The organism is Jatrophihabitans lederbergiae (assembly GCF_031845305.1).
Classification (GTDB): Bacteria; Actinomycetota; Actinomycetes; order Mycobacteriales; family Jatrophihabitantaceae; genus Jatrophihabitans_A; species Jatrophihabitans_A lederbergiae.
Genome location: NZ_JAVREH010000005.1, coordinates 101,529 through 121,192 on the forward strand (window position 1 = coordinate 101,529; position 19,664 = coordinate 121,192).

The window sequence follows — 19,664 nt, forward strand, 5'->3', positions numbered from 1 at the left end:
GCTTACGCCTGTTGACTTGTCCGGCCGCAATTGGCGTCACCAAGTGGCGCATCCATCGGTAGCCGAGGCAGCGCGGCGCTATGAGCCAGCACGGAGACCGGCTTGGCCAGAAACGACGGTTCGTGTGATGCGTGAGACGTGAGAGGGCCGGAGAAGAGCCGGAACCGTTGAGCCGACGAGGAGACTTGAACTCCTAACCGCCCGATTACAAGTCGGGTGCGCTACCAATTGCGCCACGCCGGCGTGCGCGAGCCCGACCATCCGAGCCCACCTGCCGGGATCATCGTAGTCGGCCCAACCACCCCGGCCGGGGCCACTACGGCCCGGGCCGCCTGCCAAACCACTCACCGCAGCGGGTACGAATGGTTCCCAGATGCCCGGACCGACCATGGAGCGAGAAGATGACCCGCCTGCACAAGCCCAAGGCCGGCTTCTGGATCCGGCTGTGCGTGGTGCTCAGCTACCCAATCACCACGGCCTTCTTCCGGCTTCGTTGGCGCAACGTCGATCGGATGCCCGCCACCGGTGGGGTCCTGGTCGCGGTCAACCACATCTCCCAGGCCGACACCCTGACGATGGCCCGGCTGGTCTGGCACAGTGGCCGCATCCCCCGCTTCCTGATCAAGCACACCGTGTTCGGCTGGCCGGTGCTGGGCCGCATCATGGGAGGCGCCGGTCAGCTGCCGGTGTACCGCCAGAGCGAGCATGCCGCTGACTCCCTCCGCGATGCCACCAAGGCTCTGCAACGTGGCGAGTGCGTGGTCATCTATCCCGAGGGCACGATCACGAACGATCCGGATTACTGGCCGATGCAGGCCAAGACCGGCGTCGCCAGGCTCGCGCTCTCATGCCCGGACGTTCCGGTGGTTCCGGTCGGCCAGTGGGGCGCACACCGGACGCTCGGGCGCCGCGGGCGCTTCCGTCCCATTCCGCGGCATCGACACGAGGCCTCCGTCGGTGAACCGCTCAACCTCGACCGGTACCGCCAGGCCGCGCCCACCGGGGAAACCCTCAGGGCGATGACGGACGAGATCATGGCCGCCATCACCGCCGAGGTCGAGCGACTCCGGGGCGAGACCCGCCCGGCGACAACGGCCAACCCGGCAGCGAGCGCCTGACCGGCGTCAGCTACCCACCGGCCCCGAGCTTGTTCGTACCACCAGCGAGGTGGCCAGCACCACCGAACCGGCCGCGTCCAGCAGGGCCTCGACCGCGGCATGCCCCTTGCGCTCCATCGGCTGCCGGACCGTCGTCAGCCCCGCGGAGCTCGCGGCCGGCACGTCGTCGAACCCGGTGACGGTGACCCGCGCCGGCACCTCGACGGCACGCGACGCCAGCTCGTCCAGCGCCCCGAACGCGAGAATGTCGGAGGTGCACATGATCGCGGTCAGCCCCGGCCCCGCGTCGAGCAAAGCGGCAGCCCCGAGCGCGCCCTCCTCCCGGGCGTTGCCGGGCCGCTCACTCACCAGCACGCCCGCCGCGTCCACCCCGGCGGCCTCGACGGCGTCCAGCAGTCCGAGCAGCCGCTGATGCCGCACCGGGTGCGGGTCCGCACCGGCGTCGAGCCGTTCGAGCAGTGGACGTGCCGAGCCCCGCGCCGGAACGTCCTCACCCCGGCGGACCGCGACCACACCGATCCGGCGGTGCCCGAGCCCGAGGACGTGCGCAGCGACCCGACCGAAGGCCACCCGGTCATCAATGCCGACGAAATCCACTCCGGCCAGGTCGCGAGGCGCGTCCACGACCACGACCGGCTGTGGCCGGGACAGGACCGCGGCCAGGTGCGGGTCGTCACCCGCGATCGAGAACACGACGAAGCCGTCCACAGCCGCCCGGAGCACGGTGTCCGCGTGCACGGCGCCCGGCACCGCCGGAATGATCAGCAGCGACCGGCCGCGTTCGGTGCAGGCCTCCCCCACCCCGTGCAGGAACTCGACCGCGGCCGGATCGCGAAAGGCGTAGCCGAGTCGCTCGGAGAAGATCAGCCCGACAGCGTCTGCCTGCCGGGTACGCAGCGAGCGCGCCATCGGGTCCGGGCCCGAATAGCCCAGTTCCGCGGCAGCCGCCATGATCCGTTGGCGCAGCTCCTTGGACAGCTGATCCGGTCGGTTGTACGCATTGGAGGCGGTCGTCCGAGAGATTCCCACCGCCGCGGCGACGTCGGCCAGGGTCGCCCGCGGCCGGCCCGAAGCCGGGCGGCCGGAGTCTGAGCCCTCGGTGGTCATCGCCCCAACCGTATCGGCTGGTCCCGGTTCGGACATCCCAGCAGCCGTTCGGACAAGCCTGAAGCACCGGACGCCTGCTCCCGCGGACACGTCGCGAGCTGAGCAGCTTAATGATTGGATTTCTGCCGCGAGCATAAGCACAATCGCCGGATGCCGGAACTGATCGAGCCCATCATGGCACTCGGCGACTCCTACCGATCCGCGATGGCCGACTTCGCCGCGGAGGGCCGCGGAGCCGGTGATGACGGTCGACCCACCCGCCGGCTGGGTCCACTCCACCGCGTACTGGTGGGTCGAGGACGACACTCTCCTGGGCAGCCTCCGCATCCGGCACACCCTCACCCCCGGGCTGCTGCAGACCGGCGGTCACATCGCCTGCGACACCGGCAATGTCGGTTCACGGAAGATCATCGAGCACAGCGGTGGCCGATTCGAGGACGAACGCGCGGGAAGGCTCCGCTACTGGGTGCCCACCGGCTGAGCCGCGGTCACGGTCGGCTCGCACCGGATCGGGAAGTTCAGCGACCGCGCGATGAAGCACATCGCGTCCACATCGTCATGCAGCCGAACGGCGCGCTCGACCATGGACGGCTCAGCGACCACCACCCAGGGACGCAGCAGGATCTCGCTGAACTGGCCGCCACCGTCGGAGTTCATCCGTAGCGTGCCGGCCGCGGCATCGACGTAGGAAGTCACGACCACCCTGGCGGTCGCGGCCAGGTGCAGATACCAGAGCAGATGGCACTGCGACGCCGACACCACCAGCAATTCCTCGGGATTCCACCGCGCCGGATCGCCGAGGAACGCAGGATCTGAGGACCCGAGGATGTCGTTCTTGCCATCGCCCCGGGCCACCTGGGACCGGTCGTAACCGCGGTAGCTCGCGGTGCCCGAGCCGGTGTTGCCGGTCCACTCGACGGATACGGCGTACTGGTGATCCGCCGGCCCGGTACGACCGGTCACGTTCTCTCCGATGCAGCAAGGGCCTCCGCGAACGACCGCTCTGTTGCTGGGAGCCGGGGCATCAGGGCCATCCTTCGCGTACTCGGCGGTATCGGTTCGGTGCCGCAACCAATTCAGCACGGCAACAGTTCGTCCGGTTCAGCCCGGACGATACCTGCTCACCCGTTCCGCCAACGGCGAAGCTCGGCCGCCACCGCCGCACGCAGCCACGAGTCGCAACAGCAGTGGGCGGCCACCGGATGATGCGGCGACCGCCCACTGAGGGCCCAGCTACTGAGGCACATGCAGCCTCAGCCGATCAGCACGCTGATCGAGCTCAGAGCTAGTCGTGGTTGGTGGCCAGTGCCTGCAGCTGCGTGTAGCTGCCGTTGAACTGGTCCTGGTCACCGGGGAAGATTCCCGAGTCGGCGTTCTGCCACATCGTCCAGGTGGCGGTGCCGGCCGGCAGCGAGGTGGGCGGGGTGGAGCGGTAGATCGCGATCCAGAACGGGTTCGTCGCCGCGAACGCGCTGGAGTTGCCGGTGCAGGTGCTCCACCAGTCATAGGTCGTGTAGATCATCGGATACTTGTTCGTGCGAGCGTGCATCTCGTTCGAGAAGGCCTTGATCCAGCTGACCATGGACGCCTGGGACAAGCCGTAGCAGGTCGCCCCACTGGGGTTGTACTCGATGTCAAGTGCTGGCGGCAGGGTCTTGCCGTCAGCTGACCAGCCCCCGCCGTGGGAGATGAAGTAGTCGGCCTGGGTGGTGCCGCTCGAGCTGTCCGGGTGCGCGAAGTGGTACGCGCCGCGGATCATCCCGGCGTTGTAGGAGCCGCCGTACTGCTGCGAGAAGTATGGGTTGGTGTACGAGGTGCCTTCGGTCGCCTTGACGTAGGCGAAGCGGGCACCGTTGTTGTACGCGGTCGCCCAGGCAACATTGCCCTGGTAACCGGAGACATCCATGCCGCGGACGACTGTGGCGGCGTCAGCGGGGGCTGCCCCTGACAGGGCTGCGGTGACCAGCCCGGCTCCTACGGTGACCGCGGCCAGCGATGCGCACAGCTTCGTGCGTAACCGGCCGGCGAGCGGCTGTACTGCGAACATACGGTTCTCCTTCTCGAGGGAGACGGCGCGGGGGACGCCGTCCTTGCCTAATATGGACATATGACACCGCTACGTCAATAGGTCACAGCTGCCAACTTTCTCGCGTAACTTTCTGCCGCGCCGTTCGTGTCTTGACGTAGCGCCGCCACCGCTGTCCAATGGCAGGGTCCCGACCGCTATGCCGTTCGAGTTCACTGTCTTCAATCGGTGGAGTCAGAGTCCGATCTCGAGCGGAATGCCGTGAGGCTGCCGCAATCGCGGGAGCCCGTACCCGGTGCGGTCAACAACACCGAGAGGAAGACCCATGGCTGAAGTCCAGTACGTGGAGGCCTCGCGCCTCTACCCGGGAAACCCGGTCCCCGCAGTGAACCGCCTCAACCTCGACGTTGCCGACGGCGAGTTCGTCGTGCTCGTCGGCCCGTCCGGATCCGGAAAGTCAACCGCGCTGCGGATGCTCGCCGGGCTCGAGGACGTCGATCAGGGCGAGATCCGGATCGGCGGGGTGGACGTTTCGCAGAAGCCTCCGAAAGACCGCGACATCGCGATGGTGTTCCAGAACTACGCGCTGTACCCGCACATGTCGGTTGCGGAGAACATGGGTTTCGCCTTGAAGCTCAAGGGCGTCTCCAAGGACGAGCGCGCCGCGAAGGTGCTTGCCGCCGCGAAGCTGCTCGACCTCGAGAAGTACCTCGACCGCAAGCCGAAGGCGCTGTCCGGTGGCCAGCGCCAGCGCGTCGCCATGGGCCGCGCGATCGTGCGAGAGCCCAGCGTCTTCCTGATGGACGAGCCGCTGTCCAACCTCGACGCCAAGCTGCGGGTCGAGACCCGTGCCAACATCGCGGCCCTGCAGGCCCGGCTCGGTACGACCACCATCTATGTCACCCACGACCAGGTCGAGGCCATGACGATGGGCGATCGGGTGGCCCTGCTCAAGGACGGCATCCTGCAGCAGGTCGACACGCCGCGCAACCTCTACGACAGCCCCGGAAACGCCTTCGTGGCGGGATTCATCGGCTCCCCCGCGATGAACCTGGTGAAGGTGCCGTTCACCGACGCCGGTGCCCAACTCGGTGGCCTGAGCATTCCCATCAAGCCGGACGCGGCAGCCGCCGCCCGGGCCGCGGGACTCAGGGAGATCATCCTGGGCATCCGCCCGGAGTCCTTCCATGCGTCCGAGTCGGGGCGGGGCCTCAAGCTCAAGGCGACCCTGGTCGAGGAGCTCGGCGCGGACGCGTTCGTCTACGGCGAGCTGCCCGGAACCAAGACCCACGACGTGGGCGACGACGGGGGTGCCAAGCCGTTCACCGTCCGCTTCGATGGCCGCGTTCCGCCCAAGATCGGTAACGAGATCGTCCTCGAAGTCCGGACCGAGGAGACGCACGCGTTCAACCCGGACTCCGGCGAGCGGTTAGGCGCGTAGCGCCAATCCGGTATAGCGCGTAGCGCCAGCCGTCTCAGAAGCACTGAACGCAGAAGGGGACGCCGACCACCGACGGCGTCCCCTTTTTGCTGCGCTGACCCCGGCGATTTGCTGGGCTGAATGCGGGTTCGGAAAAGTTCGACGCTGCTCAGCGGGCGAGCCGGCGCTGCCGAGCCACCTCGGCCATGGTCACCGCGGCCGCGACCGAGGCGTTGAGGGACTCGGCCTGACCCGACATCGGGATCGACACCGTCGAGTCGCAGGTTTCGCCCACCAACCGCGACAACCCGCGGCCCTCCGAACCCACCACGATGACCAGCGGCTCGGTCGCGACCGCCAGCTCGTCCAGCGACGTGTCGCCGTCGGCGTCCAACCCGATCACCTGCATCCCCGCCTGCTGGCAGTCCCGCAACGCACGTACCAGGTTCGTCACCTGGGCGACCGGAATGCGGGCTGCCGTACCGGCCGAGGTCCGCCACGCCGTCGCGGTGACGCCGGCCGAGCGCCGCGTCGGCACGATGACACCCTGCGCGCCGAAGGCCACCGCGGAGCGGATGATGGCGCCGAGGTTGCGGGGGTCCGTGACGCCGTCCAGGGCGACCAGCAGCGGCATCGCCGTCGACTGGGCCACCAGATCGAGCAGATCGGGCAGGTCGTCGTACTCGAAGGCGGGCACCTGCAACGCGATCCCCTGGTGCAGGATGCCCCCGGTACGCCGGTCGATCTCGGACTTGCTCACCTCGAGGATCGGCAGGCCCCGGTCGGCAGCAAGGTGAATGGCCTCGGTGACGCGTTCGTCGGCCTCGATGCCCACGGCGACATACAGGGCATTCGCCGGGATCACGGCTCGCAGTGCCTCAGCCACCGGGTTGCGCCCCACCAGCAGCTCGGGAGAGTCCGAGTTCTTGCCGGCGGTGCCGCGGCGCCTGGGCGTCCCCTCGGAGCGTCGCTCCGCCGCGGCTGCCCGCCGGGCCGCTGGGTGGCCCTTGCGCTCGGTCGCCTTCGGGGTCGGCCCCTTGCCCGCCAGGCCGCGAGCGCGCTTGCCCCCGGAGCCGGTGGTCGCACCCTTCTTGCCCTTGCGGATTGCTCCCTTGCGGGATGAGTTACCTGCCATTGCCAGCTGCCGATCTGTTCGAAACGAGTGAGCATGGCTTGGACGCCATGGGTGTTCAGGAGCGGGGCGCCAGGGTCCAGCGCGAGCCCTCCGGGGTGTCCTCCACCGAGATGCCGGCCTCCGCGAGCGCATCCCGGATCGCGTCGCTGGCGGCGTAGTCCTTGCGCTGTCGCGCCGCCTGCCGCTGCTCCAGGGCAAGACGGACGAGCTGATCCACCGTAGCGGTCAGCGCAGAGGCGGTGCCGCTGGTGCTGGCCCAGTCGAGCGGGTTGAGCCCGAGCGCGCTCGTCATGTCCAGCACCGACTGCAGCGCTTGGGCGACCGCGGCCTTGTCCCCGGAGGTGAGGCCGGTGTTGCCCGCCCGGCGGGTATTGTGCAGCACCGCCAGGGCCTGTGGAACGCCGAGGTCATCGTCCATCGCCTGCACGAACTCCGCGGGCAGCGGACCAGTTGCCGCCGGCGCGCCGACGAGCTCGATCGCCCGGTTCACGAACTGCTCGATCTTGCCGTACGCGACCGCCGCCTCTTTCAAGGCCTCGGGCGAGTACTCGATGGCTGACCGGTAGTGGGCGGCACCGAGGTAGTACCGCAGCTCGACCGGTCGCCACTGCTGAGCCATCTCGCTGACCAGCACGGTGTTACCGAGGGACTTCGACATCTTCTCCCCGGCCATGGTGACCCACCCGTTGTGCATCCAGTACCGCGCGAACTCGTCGCCGGCCGCCACCGACTGCGCCAGCTCGTTCTCGTGGTGCGGAAAGATCAGGTCCAGGCCGCCGCCGTGGATGTCGAAGCTCGGACCGAGGTACTTTCCCGCCATCGCCGAGCACTCCAGGTGCCAGCCCGGACGGCCGTCGCCCCAGGGCGTCGGCCAGCTCGGCTCGCCCACCTTGGCGGCCTTCCACAGCGCGAAGTCGCGTGCATCGCGCTTGCGATCCTCGCCGACCGAGTCCCCTGCCGGCAACATGCCGTCGATCCGCTGGCCGGACAGTGACCCGTAGCCCGGGAAGGACCGGACGTCGAAGTAGACGTCGCCATCGGCCGCATAGGCGTGACCCGAGTCGATCAGCCGCCGCATCAGCGTGATCATCTCGGGAATGTGACCGGTGGCGCGCGGCTCGGCGGTCGGCGGAAGGCAGCCCAGAGTCTGGTAGCCGTCGCGGAAGGCCTGCTCGAAGAGCGCCGCGTGTGCCCACCAGGGACGTCCGGCCGCGGCTGCCTTGGCGATGATCTTGTCGTCGATGTCGGTGACGTTGCGGATCAGGACGACGTCATAGCCACCGACGGTCAGCCAGCGCCGCAAAATGTCGAAGTTCAGGCCCGAACGCAGGTGGCCTATGTGCGGCGCGCCCTGCACCGTGGCACCACAGAGATAGATCGACGCGCGTCCGGGTTCGAGCGGGACGAAGTCCCGCACCGTCCTGGTCGCGGTGTCGTACAGCCTGAGCGTCACCGGGTAATCCTACGGACAATCCGGGGCCCGGCGTACCGCGATAGCTAGGTCGATCAGTAGGCGACGACGTGGGTAGGCGTCACCCGCACGACCACGCGGATGTTGTCGGTGCCCTCGTCGCCGGTGTAGGTCTCGTGCGTGTAGAGCTGGGACAGTCGCTCGACCAACGCGGGGCCGCCGTCGGTCGTCATGCTGACGGAGCCGCGGACCTCGACGTAGCGGTAGGGGTCGTCCCGGTCCAGAATCAGGACGCTGGCGCGGGGGTCCCTGAGCCAGTTGGTCTCCTTCTTACGGCCCTGAATCGTGCACAGCAGGATGTCGTTGCCGTCGTAGGTCGCCCAGAGCACCGAGGTCTGCGGCGAACCGTCGGTGTTGCTGGTTGCGACCACCACGAAGTTGGCGTTATCGAGCAGCGTCTTGGCCACCGCCGGCAATTCCGTCATGGTCGAGAGCCTACGGTGCGCACGTACCCATAGGATTGGCTGCCATGCATCCGGAAGCGCTTCGTCCAGAGTCCGTCCTGGTTTCCGCCGGCCGCCCCGAGCGGCATCCGGACGAGCCGATGAACCAGCCGGTCGTACTCTCCTCCACCTTCCACGCCGGTGGTGACCGTCCGTACGGGCGAGAGGGCAACGACACGATCACCGCGCTCGAGACGGCGCTCGGCGCACTCGATGGTGGGACCGCCACCACCTTCTCGTCGGGGATGGCCGCGAGCACGGCACTGATCGAGGGCCTGCCGGTCGGCTCCGTGGTGGTGCTGCCCAGCAGCTTCTTCAACTACCACCGGACGTTGCTCGACGAGCAGGTTCGGCTCGGCCGGCTGTCGTTGCGCATCGTCGACATCCTCGACACGGAGGCGACCACAGCCGGCCTCGACGGAGCGTCCCTGCTGTGGTTGGAACTCCCGACCAACCCGATGCTCGCCGTACCGGACCTGCCGGCGTTGGCCGCCGCTGCTCGTACCCACGGCGTAGTGAGCGTGGTCGACGCGACCCTGGCCACGCCGCTGGGTATTCGACCGCTGGAGCACGGCGTCGACATCGTGATGCACTCGGCAACCAAGTGGATAGCCGGTCACAGCGACCTGGTGATGGGCGTGCTGACCGCCCGCGACGAGAAGGCGGCCCAGCGGATCCGGAACCGGCGCACACTCACCGGCGCGGTTCCGGGTGCCCTGGAGGGCTACCTCGCGCTGCGCGGGCTCCGGACGCTGGCCGTTCGCCTGGAGCGGGCCTGCGCCAACGCTGCCGTACTGGCCGAGCGCCTCGATGCACACCCGGCAGTGCGAACGGTGCACTACCTCGGCCGGCCCGACCACCCGCAGGCGGATCGCATCGCCATGTTGCTCGACAACCACGGTGGGCTGGTCTCCTTCGAGCTGGAGTCGGTCGAGCGCGCAGATCGGCTGTGCGCGGCCGTCCGGCTGATCAGCCACGCGACAAGCCTGGGCGGCGTCGAGTCGCTGATCGAGCGTCGCGGCGGTTACCCGGGCGAGGCCGCCCAGGGCACGCCGGCGACGCTGGTGCGGTTGTCAGTGGGTATCGAGCACGTCGAAGATCTCTGGACGGACCTGGCGCGGGCTCTCGGCTGAGCTTCGGTGTTTCAGCTGCGGGTGTTCAGCTTCGGTGTTTCAGGTGCGCGGTTCAGCGGACGATCAGGGCGGTCGCCATGGCAGCGATACCCTCGCCGCGGCCGGTCAACCCGAGGCCATCGGTGGTCGTCGCGGACAGGGTGACCGGAGCCCCGACGACATCGCTCAACAGCGCCTCGGCATCCATTCGACGCGGCCCCAGCCTGGGGCGGTTGCCGATCAGCTGCACCACCACGTTGCCCACCGTCCAGCCGGCGTCACGGAGCCTGCGCACCACCTCGCTGAGCAGTTCGATGCCGGACGCGCCGGCCAGCGCCGGGTCGGAAATCCCGAAGACGGCGCCGAGGTCACCAAGGGCCGCCGCCGAGAGCAAGGCGTCGCAAGCCGCGTGACAGACCACGTCCCCGTCCGAATGCCCGGCGCAACCATCCGTGTCCGGCCAGAACAGGCCGGCTATCCAACACTCGCGGCCGGGTTCGACCGGGTGCACATCCACCCCGACGCCCACTCTCGGCAGACCGGTCACCGCGTCACCAGCAACTGTGCGAGTGCGAGGTCGTGCGGAGTGGTGATCTTGAACGCCGCGGGTGAGCCCGGCACGGTATGCACCACGTACCCGGCGGCTTCCATCACGCCGGCATCGTCGGTGATCTCGTGGAGCCCCTGGTCGAGGGCGGCACGATGTGCGCTGAGCAGAGCTGACCGCCGGAAGCCTTGCGGCGTCTGAACCGCCCTCAGTTCGGAACGGTCGAGTGTGCCCGTGACGAGTCCGGACGGGTCGACGCGCTTGATTGTGTCGGGAACCGGAAGGACCGGGATCACGGCGTCCGCTCCCTGCCGCAAAGCCGCGACCACCGAGCCGATCACGTCAGCCGGAACCAATGGGCGTGCGGCGTCGTGGATGAGAACAAATTCGGTCTCGCCAGGGAGCGCTGCCAGGCCGGAACGGACCGACTGCTGCCTGCTGATTCCCCCTGGGACGACCACCACCCGGTCGCCGAGCCGCTCAGCCAGCGCCGTCGCCTGAGCTGAGCCAACGCCGGGTTCCGCGGGAGCGACGATCACCACGCTCGAGACGTCAGGGTGCCCGTTGAAGGCATCCACTGCCCAGTCGAGTATCGGTCGGCCCTGTAGGGCCACGAAGGCCTTGGGAATTCCAGCGCCAAGCCGCTCGCCAGAGCCAGCAGCGACGATCACGACGGCAACGGTCATAGCGCGGACGGTATCCGAGGCCCTAACGAATAATGCGGCCCGGGAGTAACCCGGGCCGCATTGACGACGTTATGCGACGGCTTCGGTGAGCACCTCGTCGAGAACGAGTTCTGCCTTGTCCTCATTGGTGCCTTCGGCCAGCGCCAATTCGCTTACGAGGATCTGACGGGCCTTTGCTAACATCCGCTTCTCGCCAGCGGAAAGTCCACGGTCCTTCTCGCGCCGCCAGAGATCACGAACCACCTCGGCGACTTTGTTCACGTCGCCCGAGGCGAGCTTCTCGCCGTTCGCCTTGTAGCGACGGGACCAGTTCGTCGGCTCCTCGGTGTGGGGCGCACGAAGCACCTCGAACACCCGGTCCAATCCCTCTTGACCGACAACGTCTCGCACACCGACAATCTCGGCATTATCGGCAGGGACGCGAACCGTTAAATCGCCCTGCTGAACTTTGAGTACGAGATAAAGACGGTCCTTCCCTGCGACGACGCGCGTCTCGATTGCCTCGATTTTGGCAGCGCCATGGTGCGGATAAACTACGGTCTCGCCAACCTCAAAAGTCATAGAGGCAACCCCTTCCGGTGACTCAAGGATAACACGTGGCCCCGACACGCCGAGAGTGCTCGTCGGCTGCCTGAATCCGGTCGTGTGGTAGCAACCCATCGCGGTTCAGGCACAGCCAGCGCCCTATTCGTCACGGCCACGAGCCGGATCGCTAGGCTGGACCTGGTTGCCCGATCGCTCGACCTCAGCCGGCTGGGACGACCCGCGAGCACCGCACGTGCGGACTGGTGTTGAGCATCGCACGACCGGACAGGTCAGAGGAGTAACCGTGGGCAGCGAGACGCGCAAACGTAGGGGTTCACTGCGTCGGCTGGGTGCCGGCCTGGTGGCGAGTGCCGCTGCCGCGGCGTTGCTCACCGGCTGCGCGGCCGGACAGGTCGCCCAGACGGTGGACCAGTACCCGGTCGTCGACGGCGCCGCGGGCAACGCCGGGCAGCTCCTGATCCGCAATGCGGGCATCGCGCCGCCGTCAGGGATCAACGGGTACGCCAAGGGCGGCACGGCGACACTCCAGCTGGTGGTCGTCAACGGCACCAACAAGGACGACCGGCTCGTCTCGGCCAGTTCACCGGTCGCGGGCGGCGTGGTGTTGAGCGCGGCGGGGCTTCCCGAGGGCATTAGCGCCGCGACGTCGAGCGAGTCCGCCAGCGTGTCCCTGTCGCCGAGCAGCACGGTCACCGGCACCCCCGCTGCCAAGGGATCCGCGTCCGGGGCGCGGACCTCGGCCAGCCGGTCCGCTCCCGCGGCATCGGGGGCCGGCACCGGTACGCCGATCGAGGTACGCGCGGACCAGGTCGTACAGGTCGGTTTCAGTGTGGTGGGGCCGAACATCGTCCTGACCGGCCTGAACTCTGCCCTGCTGCCCTCGCAGACGGTGCCGATGACGTTCAGGTTCGCCAGCGGCGCCTCGCTCAGCCTCGCGCTTCCGGTGAAGCTCAGCAGCGCATCACCGTCGCGGCCGGTTGTCAGTGCGGCAACCGCGCCCAACGAGTAACAGTTCCCGCGCTCGCCAGTCGCCGCACGGCGTGGCGGCGGAACGGGACCGGCCGGCGGCGTGGCCCCGTTCTGTCGGCGGCACCCGGTAGCGTCGCCCGCGTGACCAAGCCGTCGGGGACCTCAGCCGCCAAGCAACAGGCCAAGCGCGCTCCGACGTCCTACGCCTGCGCCGAATGCGGCATGACGTCGATCCGCTGGGTCGGCCGCTGCCCCGAATGCCAGGCCTGGGGCACCATGGCCGAAGAGGGTGCGCGCGCTCCCGCCCTGGCGATGCCGGCGCTGGTGACACCCCGAAACGCTGCCCAGTCCATCAGCCGGCCGGATGTGGCTGTCGCCAAGGCCAGGCCGACCGGTATCGCCGAACTCGACCGCGTTCTCGGTGGCGGCCTGGTACCCGGCGCGGTGCTGTTGCTGGCCGGCGAGCCAGGGGTCGGCAAGTCCACGCTCCTCCTCGAGGTCGGTCAGAAGTTCGCCCAGCAGAACGGCTCCCCGGCCCTCATCGTGACCGGCGAAGAGTCCACCTCGCAGGTGCGGGCCCGTGCTGAGCGAACCCATACGATGCACGCCGAGCTGTTCCTGGCCGCCGAGAACGACCTCGGCGCGGTGCTCTCCCACCTGGACGAGGTCAAGCCCGGCCTGCTGATCCTCGACTCCGTGCAGACCATCGCCTCCTCCACGGTGGACGGTGTCGTGGGCGGCGTTCCACAGATCAGGGCCGTCACCGCGGCCATCACCGCGGTCGCGAAGGAGCGGGGCATCGCCACCGTCCTGGTCGGGCACGTCACCAAGGACGGTTCCATTGCCGGGCCGCGGGCCTTGGAACACCTCGTCGACGTGGTGCTGTACTTCGAAGGCGACCGGCACACCTCGTTGCGCATGCTGCGCGCGATCAAGAACCGCTATGGGGCCACGGACGAGGTCGGTTGCTTCGAGATGCACGAAGAGGGCATCGACGAGCTGGTCGACCCGTCCGGGCTGTTCGTCAGCAACCGCGACATCGCCGTACCGGGGACCTGCGTGACGGTTACGGTGACGGGGCGCCGGCCGCTGCTGTCCGAAGTGCAGTCCCTCGTCGCCGCGTACAGCAGTGCCGGTTCCGCCCGCCGGTCCGTCACCGACCTCGACGCGTCCCGGGTGAACATGCTGCTCGCCGTGCTCGGCCGGCATGCCGGCGTCCAGCTCGGTGACCGCGATGTGTACGCGGCCAGCGTCGGCGGCATCAAGATCACCGAACCGTCGGTGGATCTGGCCGTGCTGCTCGCCATCGCGTCGGCGGCGAAGGACATCGCCCTGCCCAGCACCCTGTGCGCCATCGGGGAGGTCTCCTTGACCGGCGACATCCGGCGCGTCAGCAGCGTGCAGCGACGGTTGAGCGAGGCGGGCCGGTTGGGCTTCCGCAAGGCGCTGGTGCCGCAGGGGTCGGACTGGTCCCACATCGCCGGCATGAAGGTGATCGAGGTGCCGACCGTCTCGAAGGCCTGGGACTTCGTGGCTCAGTTGTGACCCCCTCGCGACACCGCCGCAGACACGGGTGTAAGCCGTGGCTCATAGAATGTCTGGCAGGTTCAAGATCATTCTGAGGAGAGTCAGTTCGTGGCAGTTAGTGATCGCGATGAGGTGCTGCGGTCTGTGCTCGCGTCACTGGCTCCCGGCACAGACATTCGTGACGGCCTCGAGCGCATTCTTCGTGGCAACACCGGCGCGCTGATCGTCCTGGGCAGTGACAAGACGGTCGACTCGCTGTGCACCGGCGGGTTCCCGATCGACATCGAGTTCGCGGCAACCGGGCTCCGGGAGCTGGCGAAGATGGACGGCGCCGTCGTGCTGAGTACGGACCTCTCGCGCATCGTGCGCGCCGCCACCCACCTGATGCCCGACCCCGGCATCCCGACCGAGGAATCCGGCACCCGGCACCGCACCGCCCAGCGCGTGGCGCAGCAGACCGGTTACCCGGTGATCTCGGTGTCCCAGTCGATGAAGATCATCAGCCTCTACCTCGGGGCACGCAGACACGTCTTGGAGAATTCGACATCCCTGCTGTCCAGGGCGAACCAGGCCGTCGCCACGCTCGAGCGGTACAAATCCCGGCTGGACGAGGTCTCGCAGACCCTGTCCGCGCTGGAGATCGAAGACCTGGTCACCGTCCGGGACGCCACCGCGGTGTCGCAGCGGCTCGAGATGGTCAGCCGGATCGCCGACGAGATCTCCGGTTACGGCGCGGAACTCGGCACCGACGGGCGGCTGCTCTCGCTGCAGCTGGAAGAGCTGATGGCCGGCGTGGGCAGCGACCGGGAACTCGTCGCGCAGGACTACCTGCCGGCCAGCCGCCGCAACCGCACGGTGGAGCAGGCGTTGGACGACCTGGCCCAGCTGTCCGCGGCGGAGCTGCTGGATCTTTCCAGTGTCGCCAAGGCGTTGGGGTATCCGGCCGCGCCCGAGACGTTGGACGCGACCGTGAGCCCACGCGGGTACCGGTTGCTGTCGCGCGTTCCCCGGCTGCCCAACATGGTGCTCACCCGGATCGTCGAGCACTTCGGCAGCCTGCAGAAGGTGCTGGCCGCCACGGTCGACGAACTGCAGAACGTCGAAGGCGTCGGCGATGCCCGGGCACGATCCATCCGCGAGGCGCTGTCCCGGCTGGCCGACGCATCCATCATCGAGCGCTACACGTAGCAGCCGATGCACGACCCCGACTTCCGCACCGAGCCCGCCCCGGGCGCACTGACGCCCCTGGCCGAGATCGTCACCGGGTGGTTCACCGAGTCCGCCCGCAACCTTCCGTGGCGTCACCCCGGAACCACGGCATGGTCGGTCCTGGTCAGCGAGGTGATGCTCCAGCAGACGCCGGTGAGCCGCGTCCTGCCGGTGTACGAGCAATGGCTGGGACGCTGGCCGACGCCCGCCGCACTAGCTGCAGACTCCGCTGGGGAGGCCGTGCGGCTGTGGGGCAAACTCGGCTACCCGCGACGGGCGCTGCGATTGCACGCCTGTGCCGTCGCGATCACCCGCAAGCACGGCGGGGTAGTGCCGGACGGTCTCACTGAGCTGTTGTCACTGCCCGGCGTCGGCGAGTACACCGCGCGCGCCGTCCAGGCATTCGCATACGGCAGGCGGGCAGCCGTGGTGGACACCAACGTCCGGCGGGTGCTGGCCCGGGCAGTGGGCGGTCAGGCCCAGGCCGGTCCGCCGTCGACGACCAGGGACCTGGCCGCCATGGAGGCTGTCCTGCCGGACGCTGACACCGCTGCCGCCCTCTTCTGCGCGGCGATGATGGAACTGGGCGCTGTCGTGTGCACGTCCGCCTCGCCGTCCTGTGCGTCGTGCCCCGTACTTGGCGTGTGCGCCTGGCGGCTGGCGGGCTCGCCCGCCTACGACGGCCCGGTCGCCAGGCCGCAACGCTTCGCCGGCACCGACCGCCAGGTCCGGGGGCTGCTGATGGACGTGCTCCGCTCCGCTCACCACCCGGTTCCGCAGAGCGCGCTCGACGTGGTGTGGCCGGTGGATGCCCAGCGGCAGCGAGCACAGGACGCCCTGGTGGCGGATGGGCTCATCGATCCGCTGCCGGACGGCCGCTTCGCGCTGCCGGCATAACCGCCGGTCGGTTCAACGCCCGGCCGGCCCAACGGGCCGCGCGGGCTTCCCAACAGCCCGCTGAGGCCTGAGCGCACCAGCTGGGAACAACAGCAGGCCCCGGTCAGTCGAAACTGACCGGGGCCTGCGGTGCGCTGTGCGGAGTTACTCGACCGTGCCCACCGTCTCGGTGGGCGGCGCGTCCGGAACAACCAGGTTGGCCTTGAGCTCACCCCGGAAGGTGAACTGCTCCTTGCCATCCTCGCCGATGTTGGTGTCTACCACCACGATCTGGCCGGCACCGAGCTCACCGAACAGGATCTTCTCGGACAGGGCGTCCTCGATTTCGCGCTGAATGGTCCGGCGCAACGGCCGGGCACCCAGTACGGGGTCGTAGCCACGCTTGGCCAGCAGCGCCTTGGCCGCGGACGTGAGCTCCATGCCCATGTCCTTGTTGCGCAGCTGCGTGTCCACCCGGGCCGCCATGAGGTCGACGATCTCGACGATCTCGGCCTCGGACAGCTGGTGGAACACCACGATGTCATCGATACGGTTCAGGAACTCAGGCCGGAAGTGCTGCTTGAGCTCGTCGTTGACCTTCTGCTTCATTCGGTCGTAGTTCGACACATTGTCGTTCGACCCGGCGAAGCCGAGGCCACCCACCGACTTGGATGCATCGCGGGTACCGAGGTTCGTGGTCAGGATCAGCACCGTGTTCTTGAAGTCCACGATCCGGCCCTGGCCGTCGGTCAACCGGCCGTCTTCAAGCACCTGCAGCAGCGTGTTGAACACATCCGGGTGGGCCTTCTCGACCTCGTCGAACAGCACGACCGAGAACGGCTTACGCCGAACCTTCTCGGTGAGCTGCCCACCCTCGTCGTAACCGACGTAGCCCGGAGGAGCACCGACCAGCCGCGAGACCGTGTACCGGTCGTGGAACTCCGACATGTCCAGCTGGATCAAGGAGTCGTCGTCACCGAACAGGAACTCGGCGAGCGTCTTGGCGAGCTCGGTCTTACCGACACCGGAGGGGCCGGCGAAGATGAACGAGCCACCCGGGCGCTTCGGGTCCTTCAGGCCGGCCCGGGTACGCCGGATGGCCTGCGAGACGGCACGGATGGCGTCCTGCTGACCGATCACACGCCGGTGCAGCTCGTCTTCCATCCGCAGCAATCGCGCGGTCTCTTCTTCGGTCAGCTTGAACACCGGGATGCCGGTCCAGTTGGCCAGTACCTCGGCGATCTGCTCGTCGTCGACCTCAGCGACCACATCGAGGTCGCCGGCCTTCCACTCGCGCTCACGCTGAGCCTTGTCGTTGAGAAGGTTCTTCTCCTTGTCGCGCAAGGAGGCGGCCTTCTCGAAGTCCTGGGCGTCGATGGCCGATTCCTTGTCCCTGCGGACGTCGGCGATGCGGTCATCGAACTCGCGCAGGTCTGGCGGTGCGGTCATCCGGCGGATGCGCATCCGGGAACCGGCCTCGTCGATCAGGTCGATCGCCTTGTCCGGCAGGAAGCGGTCCGAGATGTAGCGGTCCGCGAGTCCGGCTGCCGCCACCAGGGCAGAGTCGGTGATCGAGACCCGGTGGTGCGCCTCGTAGCGGTCACGCAGACCCTTGAGGATCTCGATGGTGTGTGCCACCGAGGGTTCGGCCACCTGGACCGGCTGGAACCGGCGCTCCAGAGCGGCGTCCTTCTCGAAGTGCTTGCGGTACTCGTCCAACGTGGTGGCGCCGATGGTCTGCAGCTCGCCGCGGGCCAGCATGGGCTTGAGGATCGAGGCCGCGTCGATCGCGCCCTCGGCCGCACCGGCCCCGACGAGAGTGTGGATCTCGTCGATGAACATGATGATGTCGCCACGCGTGCGGATCTCTTTGAGGACCTTCTTGAGCCGCTCTTCGAAGTCACCGCGGTAGCGCGAGCCCGCGACCAGCGAACTCAGGTCGAGCGTGTAGAGCTGCTTGTCCTTGAGGGTCTCGGGAACCTCGCTGCGCACGATGGCCTGCGCGAGGCCCTCGACGACGGCCGTCTTGCCGACGCCGGGCTCGCCGATCAGAACCGGGTTGTTCTTCGTGCGGCGGGACAGCACCTGCATCAGGCGCTCGATCTCTTTCTCGCGCCCGATGACCGGGTCGAGCTTGCCCTCACGGGCAGCCTGGGTCAGGTTGCGACCGAACTGGTCCAGAACCAGGGACGTCGACGGGGTGCCCTCCTGGGCGGTGCCGCCGGTCGGCTCCTTGGACTGGTACCCGTTGAGCAGCTGGATGACCTGCTGGCGAACCCGGTTGAGGTCCGCGCCCAGCTTCACCAGCACCTGTGCGGCCACACCTTCACCCTCACGGATGAGGCCGAGCAGTATGTGCTCGGTACCGATGTAGTTGTGACCCAGCTGAAGCGCCTCGCGCAGGGAGAGCTCGAGGACCTTCTTGGCCCGGGGTGTGAAAGGTATGTGGCCGGACGGGGCCTGCTGGCCCTGGCCGATGATCTCTTCTACCTGCTGACGCACTGCCTCCAGCGAGATGCCGAGAGACTCCATGGCCTTGGCCGCGACGCCCTCGCCCTCGTGGATCAGGCCGAGCAGGATGTGCTCGGTACCGATGTAGTTGTGGTTGAGCATCCGGGCCTCTTCTTGGGCCAGGACGACAACCCGACGCGCTCGGTCGGTAAATCGTTCAAACATGCCGTTTCTCCTTACCGCTCGGCACAGTCACTGCCTGGACTCACCGTGCGAGGTTGACTCTAGTCTCTATAACGACGGGAGCCGGGCGTCGATGCCCACATCCGCTGACAGCGAACTGGCCCGGGATGAACAACGTCGACCCGCGTCGACGGGCTGAACGTAGGAAAGCTTCCGCCGACGCCCACTTCAACGGCGCTGCGGACGGGGTTATGCCCGGTTGCGCAGCCGTGCCCGCCGGCCCGCGATGGTCGTGCCGCTGTACCGGTCGACCGCGTCGTCACACCGCACCCCGGTTACACCGCGCCCCGGTTACACAGCACCCCGGTCGGAGAATGCACAAGGCCGCCAAGGCAAATGCCCCAGCGGCCGTGCCGTGCTCAGGTGTCCGATTGGCGTAACCTGCACAACCAGAAGTCAATTGGCGGAATTGTACGCCTCAAGGATGCTGCCGGGGATCCGGCCACGCTCGGACACCTTGTGGCCGTTCTTGCGAGCCCATTCACGCACCGCCTGAGTCTGCTCGCGGTCGATTCGCGCGCCACCACCGCGGCCGGGCCGGCTGGTTGAGTTCGGGCGTGCGGCACCGCGCGAGGACCGGCGGGCGTGGCCGACAAAGGGAGCCAGCGCCTCGCGCAATTTACCAGCGTTCTCCGCTGAGAGATCGATCTCATATCCAGAACCGTCGAGGCCGAAGGCGACTGTTTCAGTGGCGGTGCCACCATCGAGGTCGTCAACGAGTAGAACCTGGATCTTCTGGGCCATCGGGAATCCAATCTGAAGGGCGTTAAGGCGCTAA

General features: G+C 68.1%; 19 protein-coding genes and 1 tRNA gene. 8 read left to right on the top strand and 12 right to left on the bottom strand.

The annotated features are described in order from the left end of the window. Nucleotides 1-170 precede the first annotated feature (170 nt). Nucleotides 171-243, bottom strand: a tRNA-Thr gene (locus RM423_RS05715). Nucleotides 244-401: 158 nt separating this feature from the next. Between RM423_RS05715 and RM423_RS05720 the strand changes: the two genes are divergently transcribed. Then, a complete protein-coding gene (locus RM423_RS05720) occupies nucleotides 402-1,118 on the top strand; it encodes a lysophospholipid acyltransferase family protein (RefSeq protein WP_311422044.1) in 717 nt (238 codons plus the stop codon). Between the two features lie 6 nt (nucleotides 1,119-1,124). On the opposite strand, the gene RM423_RS05725 is transcribed toward RM423_RS05720, so the two are convergent. After that, nucleotides 1,125-2,225, bottom strand: a complete 1,101-nt coding sequence (locus RM423_RS05725) for a LacI family DNA-binding transcriptional regulator (RefSeq protein ID WP_311422045.1) — start codon at nucleotides 2,223-2,225, stop codon at nucleotides 1,125-1,127. Between the two features lie 241 nt (nucleotides 2,226-2,466). Between RM423_RS05725 and RM423_RS05730 the strand changes: the two genes are divergently transcribed. Continuing rightward, the gene (locus RM423_RS05730) at nucleotides 2,467-2,706 is read left to right on the top strand and encodes a GNAT family N-acetyltransferase (protein ID WP_311422046.1); all 240 of its coding nucleotides are present in this window, start codon (nucleotides 2,467-2,469) and stop codon (nucleotides 2,704-2,706) included. On the opposite strand, the gene RM423_RS05735 is transcribed toward RM423_RS05730, so the two are convergent. Both RM423_RS05735 and RM423_RS05740 read right to left on the bottom strand, forming a co-directional pair. Then, nucleotides 2,685-3,188 carry an OsmC family protein gene (locus RM423_RS05735; RefSeq protein WP_311422047.1) on the bottom strand — a complete coding sequence of 168 codons (504 nt, stop codon included), beginning with the start codon at nucleotides 3,186-3,188 and terminating at the stop codon, nucleotides 2,685-2,687. The genes RM423_RS05730 and RM423_RS05735 overlap by 22 nt on opposite strands. A gap of 322 nt (nucleotides 3,189-3,510) precedes the next feature. Then, entirely contained in the window at nucleotides 3,511-4,272 is a 762-nt protein-coding gene (locus tag RM423_RS05740; protein WP_311422048.1) for a lysozyme, read from the bottom strand. Nucleotides 4,273-4,576: 304 nt separating this feature from the next. Here RM423_RS05740 and RM423_RS05745 point away from each other — a divergent pair, with 304 nt between their 5' ends. Beyond that, complete coding sequence (locus tag RM423_RS05745; RefSeq protein WP_311422049.1) at nucleotides 4,577-5,692, top strand: ABC transporter ATP-binding protein; 1,116 nt, start codon at nucleotides 4,577-4,579, stop codon at nucleotides 5,690-5,692. Nucleotides 5,693-5,840: 148 nt separating this feature from the next. Here the strand turns inward: RM423_RS05745 and rlmB are convergent, their stop codons facing one another. From rlmB to RM423_RS05760, 3 genes are read right to left on the bottom strand one after another with little or no spacing between them, the layout of a single operon-like run. Then, nucleotides 5,841-6,806 carry a 23S rRNA (guanosine(2251)-2'-O)-methyltransferase RlmB gene (gene rlmB, locus RM423_RS05750; protein ID WP_311422050.1) on the bottom strand — a complete coding sequence of 322 codons (966 nt, stop codon included), beginning with the start codon at nucleotides 6,804-6,806 and terminating at the stop codon, nucleotides 5,841-5,843. 55 nt (nucleotides 6,807-6,861) lie between these two features. After that, complete coding sequence (gene cysS, locus RM423_RS05755; protein WP_311422051.1) at nucleotides 6,862-8,259, bottom strand: cysteine--tRNA ligase; 1,398 nt, start codon at nucleotides 8,257-8,259, stop codon at nucleotides 6,862-6,864. A 53-nt stretch (nucleotides 8,260-8,312) separates the two neighbouring features. Further along, the gene (locus tag RM423_RS05760; protein ID WP_311422052.1) at nucleotides 8,313-8,702 is read right to left on the bottom strand and encodes a PPOX class F420-dependent oxidoreductase; all 390 of its coding nucleotides are present in this window, start codon (nucleotides 8,700-8,702) and stop codon (nucleotides 8,313-8,315) included. A 44-nt stretch (nucleotides 8,703-8,746) separates the two neighbouring features. Between RM423_RS05760 and RM423_RS05765 the strand changes: the two genes are divergently transcribed. Then, nucleotides 8,747-9,853 carry a trans-sulfuration enzyme family protein gene (locus RM423_RS05765; protein ID WP_311422053.1) on the top strand — a complete coding sequence of 369 codons (1,107 nt, stop codon included), beginning with the start codon at nucleotides 8,747-8,749 and terminating at the stop codon, nucleotides 9,851-9,853. Between the two features lie 52 nt (nucleotides 9,854-9,905). Here the strand turns inward: RM423_RS05765 and ispF are convergent, their stop codons facing one another. The 3 genes from ispF to RM423_RS05780 form a co-directional block, all read right to left on the bottom strand. Then, complete coding sequence (ispF, locus tag RM423_RS05770) at nucleotides 9,906-10,379, bottom strand: 2-C-methyl-D-erythritol 2,4-cyclodiphosphate synthase (RefSeq protein ID WP_311422054.1); 474 nt, start codon at nucleotides 10,377-10,379, stop codon at nucleotides 9,906-9,908. Further along, nucleotides 10,376-11,065 (bottom strand): 2-C-methyl-D-erythritol 4-phosphate cytidylyltransferase, encoded by a 690-nt coding sequence (gene ispD, locus RM423_RS05775; protein WP_311422055.1) that lies wholly within the window; start codon nucleotides 11,063-11,065, stop codon nucleotides 10,376-10,378. The genes ispF and ispD overlap by 4 nt, the downstream gene beginning before the upstream one ends. A gap of 69 nt (nucleotides 11,066-11,134) precedes the next feature. Continuing rightward, nucleotides 11,135-11,626, bottom strand: coding sequence for a CarD family transcriptional regulator (locus RM423_RS05780; RefSeq protein ID WP_311422056.1), 492 nt, complete (start codon nucleotides 11,624-11,626; stop codon nucleotides 11,135-11,137). A 268-nt stretch (nucleotides 11,627-11,894) separates the two neighbouring features. Between RM423_RS05780 and RM423_RS05785 the strand changes: the two genes are divergently transcribed. The 4 genes from RM423_RS05785 to RM423_RS05800 all read left to right on the top strand — a co-directional run bounded on the left by RM423_RS05785 (nucleotide 11,895) and on the right by RM423_RS05800 (nucleotide 16,213). Then, a complete protein-coding gene (locus RM423_RS05785) occupies nucleotides 11,895-12,620 on the top strand; it encodes a copper chaperone PCu(A)C (protein ID WP_311422057.1) in 726 nt (241 codons plus the stop codon). 101 nt (nucleotides 12,621-12,721) lie between these two features. After that, nucleotides 12,722-14,125, top strand: coding sequence for a DNA repair protein RadA (radA, locus tag RM423_RS05790; protein WP_311422058.1), 1,404 nt, complete (start codon nucleotides 12,722-12,724; stop codon nucleotides 14,123-14,125). A 90-nt stretch (nucleotides 14,126-14,215) separates the two neighbouring features. Then, nucleotides 14,216-15,295: a DNA integrity scanning diadenylate cyclase DisA gene (disA, locus tag RM423_RS05795; RefSeq protein ID WP_311422059.1), complete on the top strand. Its 1,080-nt coding sequence runs from the start codon at nucleotides 14,216-14,218 to the stop codon at nucleotides 15,293-15,295. 6 nt (nucleotides 15,296-15,301) lie between these two features. Further along, nucleotides 15,302-16,213 carry an HhH-GPD family protein gene (locus RM423_RS05800; protein WP_311422060.1) on the top strand — a complete coding sequence of 304 codons (912 nt, stop codon included), beginning with the start codon at nucleotides 15,302-15,304 and terminating at the stop codon, nucleotides 16,211-16,213. A 144-nt stretch (nucleotides 16,214-16,357) separates the two neighbouring features. On the opposite strand, the gene RM423_RS05805 is transcribed toward RM423_RS05800, so the two are convergent. Beyond that, nucleotides 16,358-18,868 carry an ATP-dependent Clp protease ATP-binding subunit gene (locus RM423_RS05805; protein WP_311422061.1) on the bottom strand — a complete coding sequence of 837 codons (2,511 nt, stop codon included), beginning with the start codon at nucleotides 18,866-18,868 and terminating at the stop codon, nucleotides 16,358-16,360. 414 nt (nucleotides 18,869-19,282) lie between these two features. Further along, on the bottom strand, nucleotides 19,283-19,630 hold the full coding sequence (locus RM423_RS05810; RefSeq protein WP_311422062.1) for a histone-like nucleoid-structuring protein Lsr2: 348 nt from the start codon (nucleotides 19,628-19,630) through the stop codon (nucleotides 19,283-19,285). Nucleotides 19,631-19,664 lie beyond the last annotated feature (34 nt).

Excerpts from the sequence above, each read along its gene's own strand:
- RM423_RS05720 (WP_311422044.1), top strand. The coding sequence starts at position 402 with ATGACCCGCCTGCACAAGCCCAAGGCCGGCTTCTGGATCCGGCTGTGC.
- RM423_RS05800 (WP_311422060.1), top strand. The coding sequence starts at position 15,302 with ATGCACGACCCCGACTTCCGCACCGAGCCCGCCCCGGGCGCACTGACG.
- RM423_RS05745 (WP_311422049.1), top strand. The coding sequence starts at position 4,577 with ATGGCTGAAGTCCAGTACGTGGAGGCCTCGCGCCTCTACCCGGGAAAC.
- RM423_RS05760 (WP_311422052.1), bottom strand. The coding sequence starts at position 8,702 with ATGACGGAATTGCCGGCGGTGGCCAAGACGCTGCTCGATAACGCCAAC.
- RM423_RS05805 (WP_311422061.1), bottom strand. The coding sequence starts at position 18,868 with ATGTTTGAACGATTTACCGACCGAGCGCGTCGGGTTGTCGTCCTGGCC.
- RM423_RS05765 (WP_311422053.1), top strand. The coding sequence starts at position 8,747 with ATGCATCCGGAAGCGCTTCGTCCAGAGTCCGTCCTGGTTTCCGCCGGC.
- RM423_RS05725 (WP_311422045.1), bottom strand. The coding sequence starts at position 2,225 with ATGACCACCGAGGGCTCAGACTCCGGCCGCCCGGCTTCGGGCCGGCCG.
- RM423_RS05740 (WP_311422048.1), bottom strand. The coding sequence starts at position 4,272 with ATGTTCGCAGTACAGCCGCTCGCCGGCCGGTTACGCACGAAGCTGTGC.
- rlmB (WP_311422050.1), bottom strand. The coding sequence starts at position 6,806 with ATGGCAGGTAACTCATCCCGCAAGGGAGCAATCCGCAAGGGCAAGAAG.
- RM423_RS05730 (WP_311422046.1), top strand. The coding sequence starts at position 2,467 with ATGACGGTCGACCCACCCGCCGGCTGGGTCCACTCCACCGCGTACTGG.
- ispD (WP_311422055.1), bottom strand. The coding sequence starts at position 11,065 with ATGACCGTTGCCGTCGTGATCGTCGCTGCTGGCTCTGGCGAGCGGCTT.
- RM423_RS05780 (WP_311422056.1), bottom strand. The coding sequence starts at position 11,626 with ATGACTTTTGAGGTTGGCGAGACCGTAGTTTATCCGCACCATGGCGCT.
- RM423_RS05810 (WP_311422062.1), bottom strand. The coding sequence starts at position 19,630 with ATGGCCCAGAAGATCCAGGTTCTACTCGTTGACGACCTCGATGGTGGC.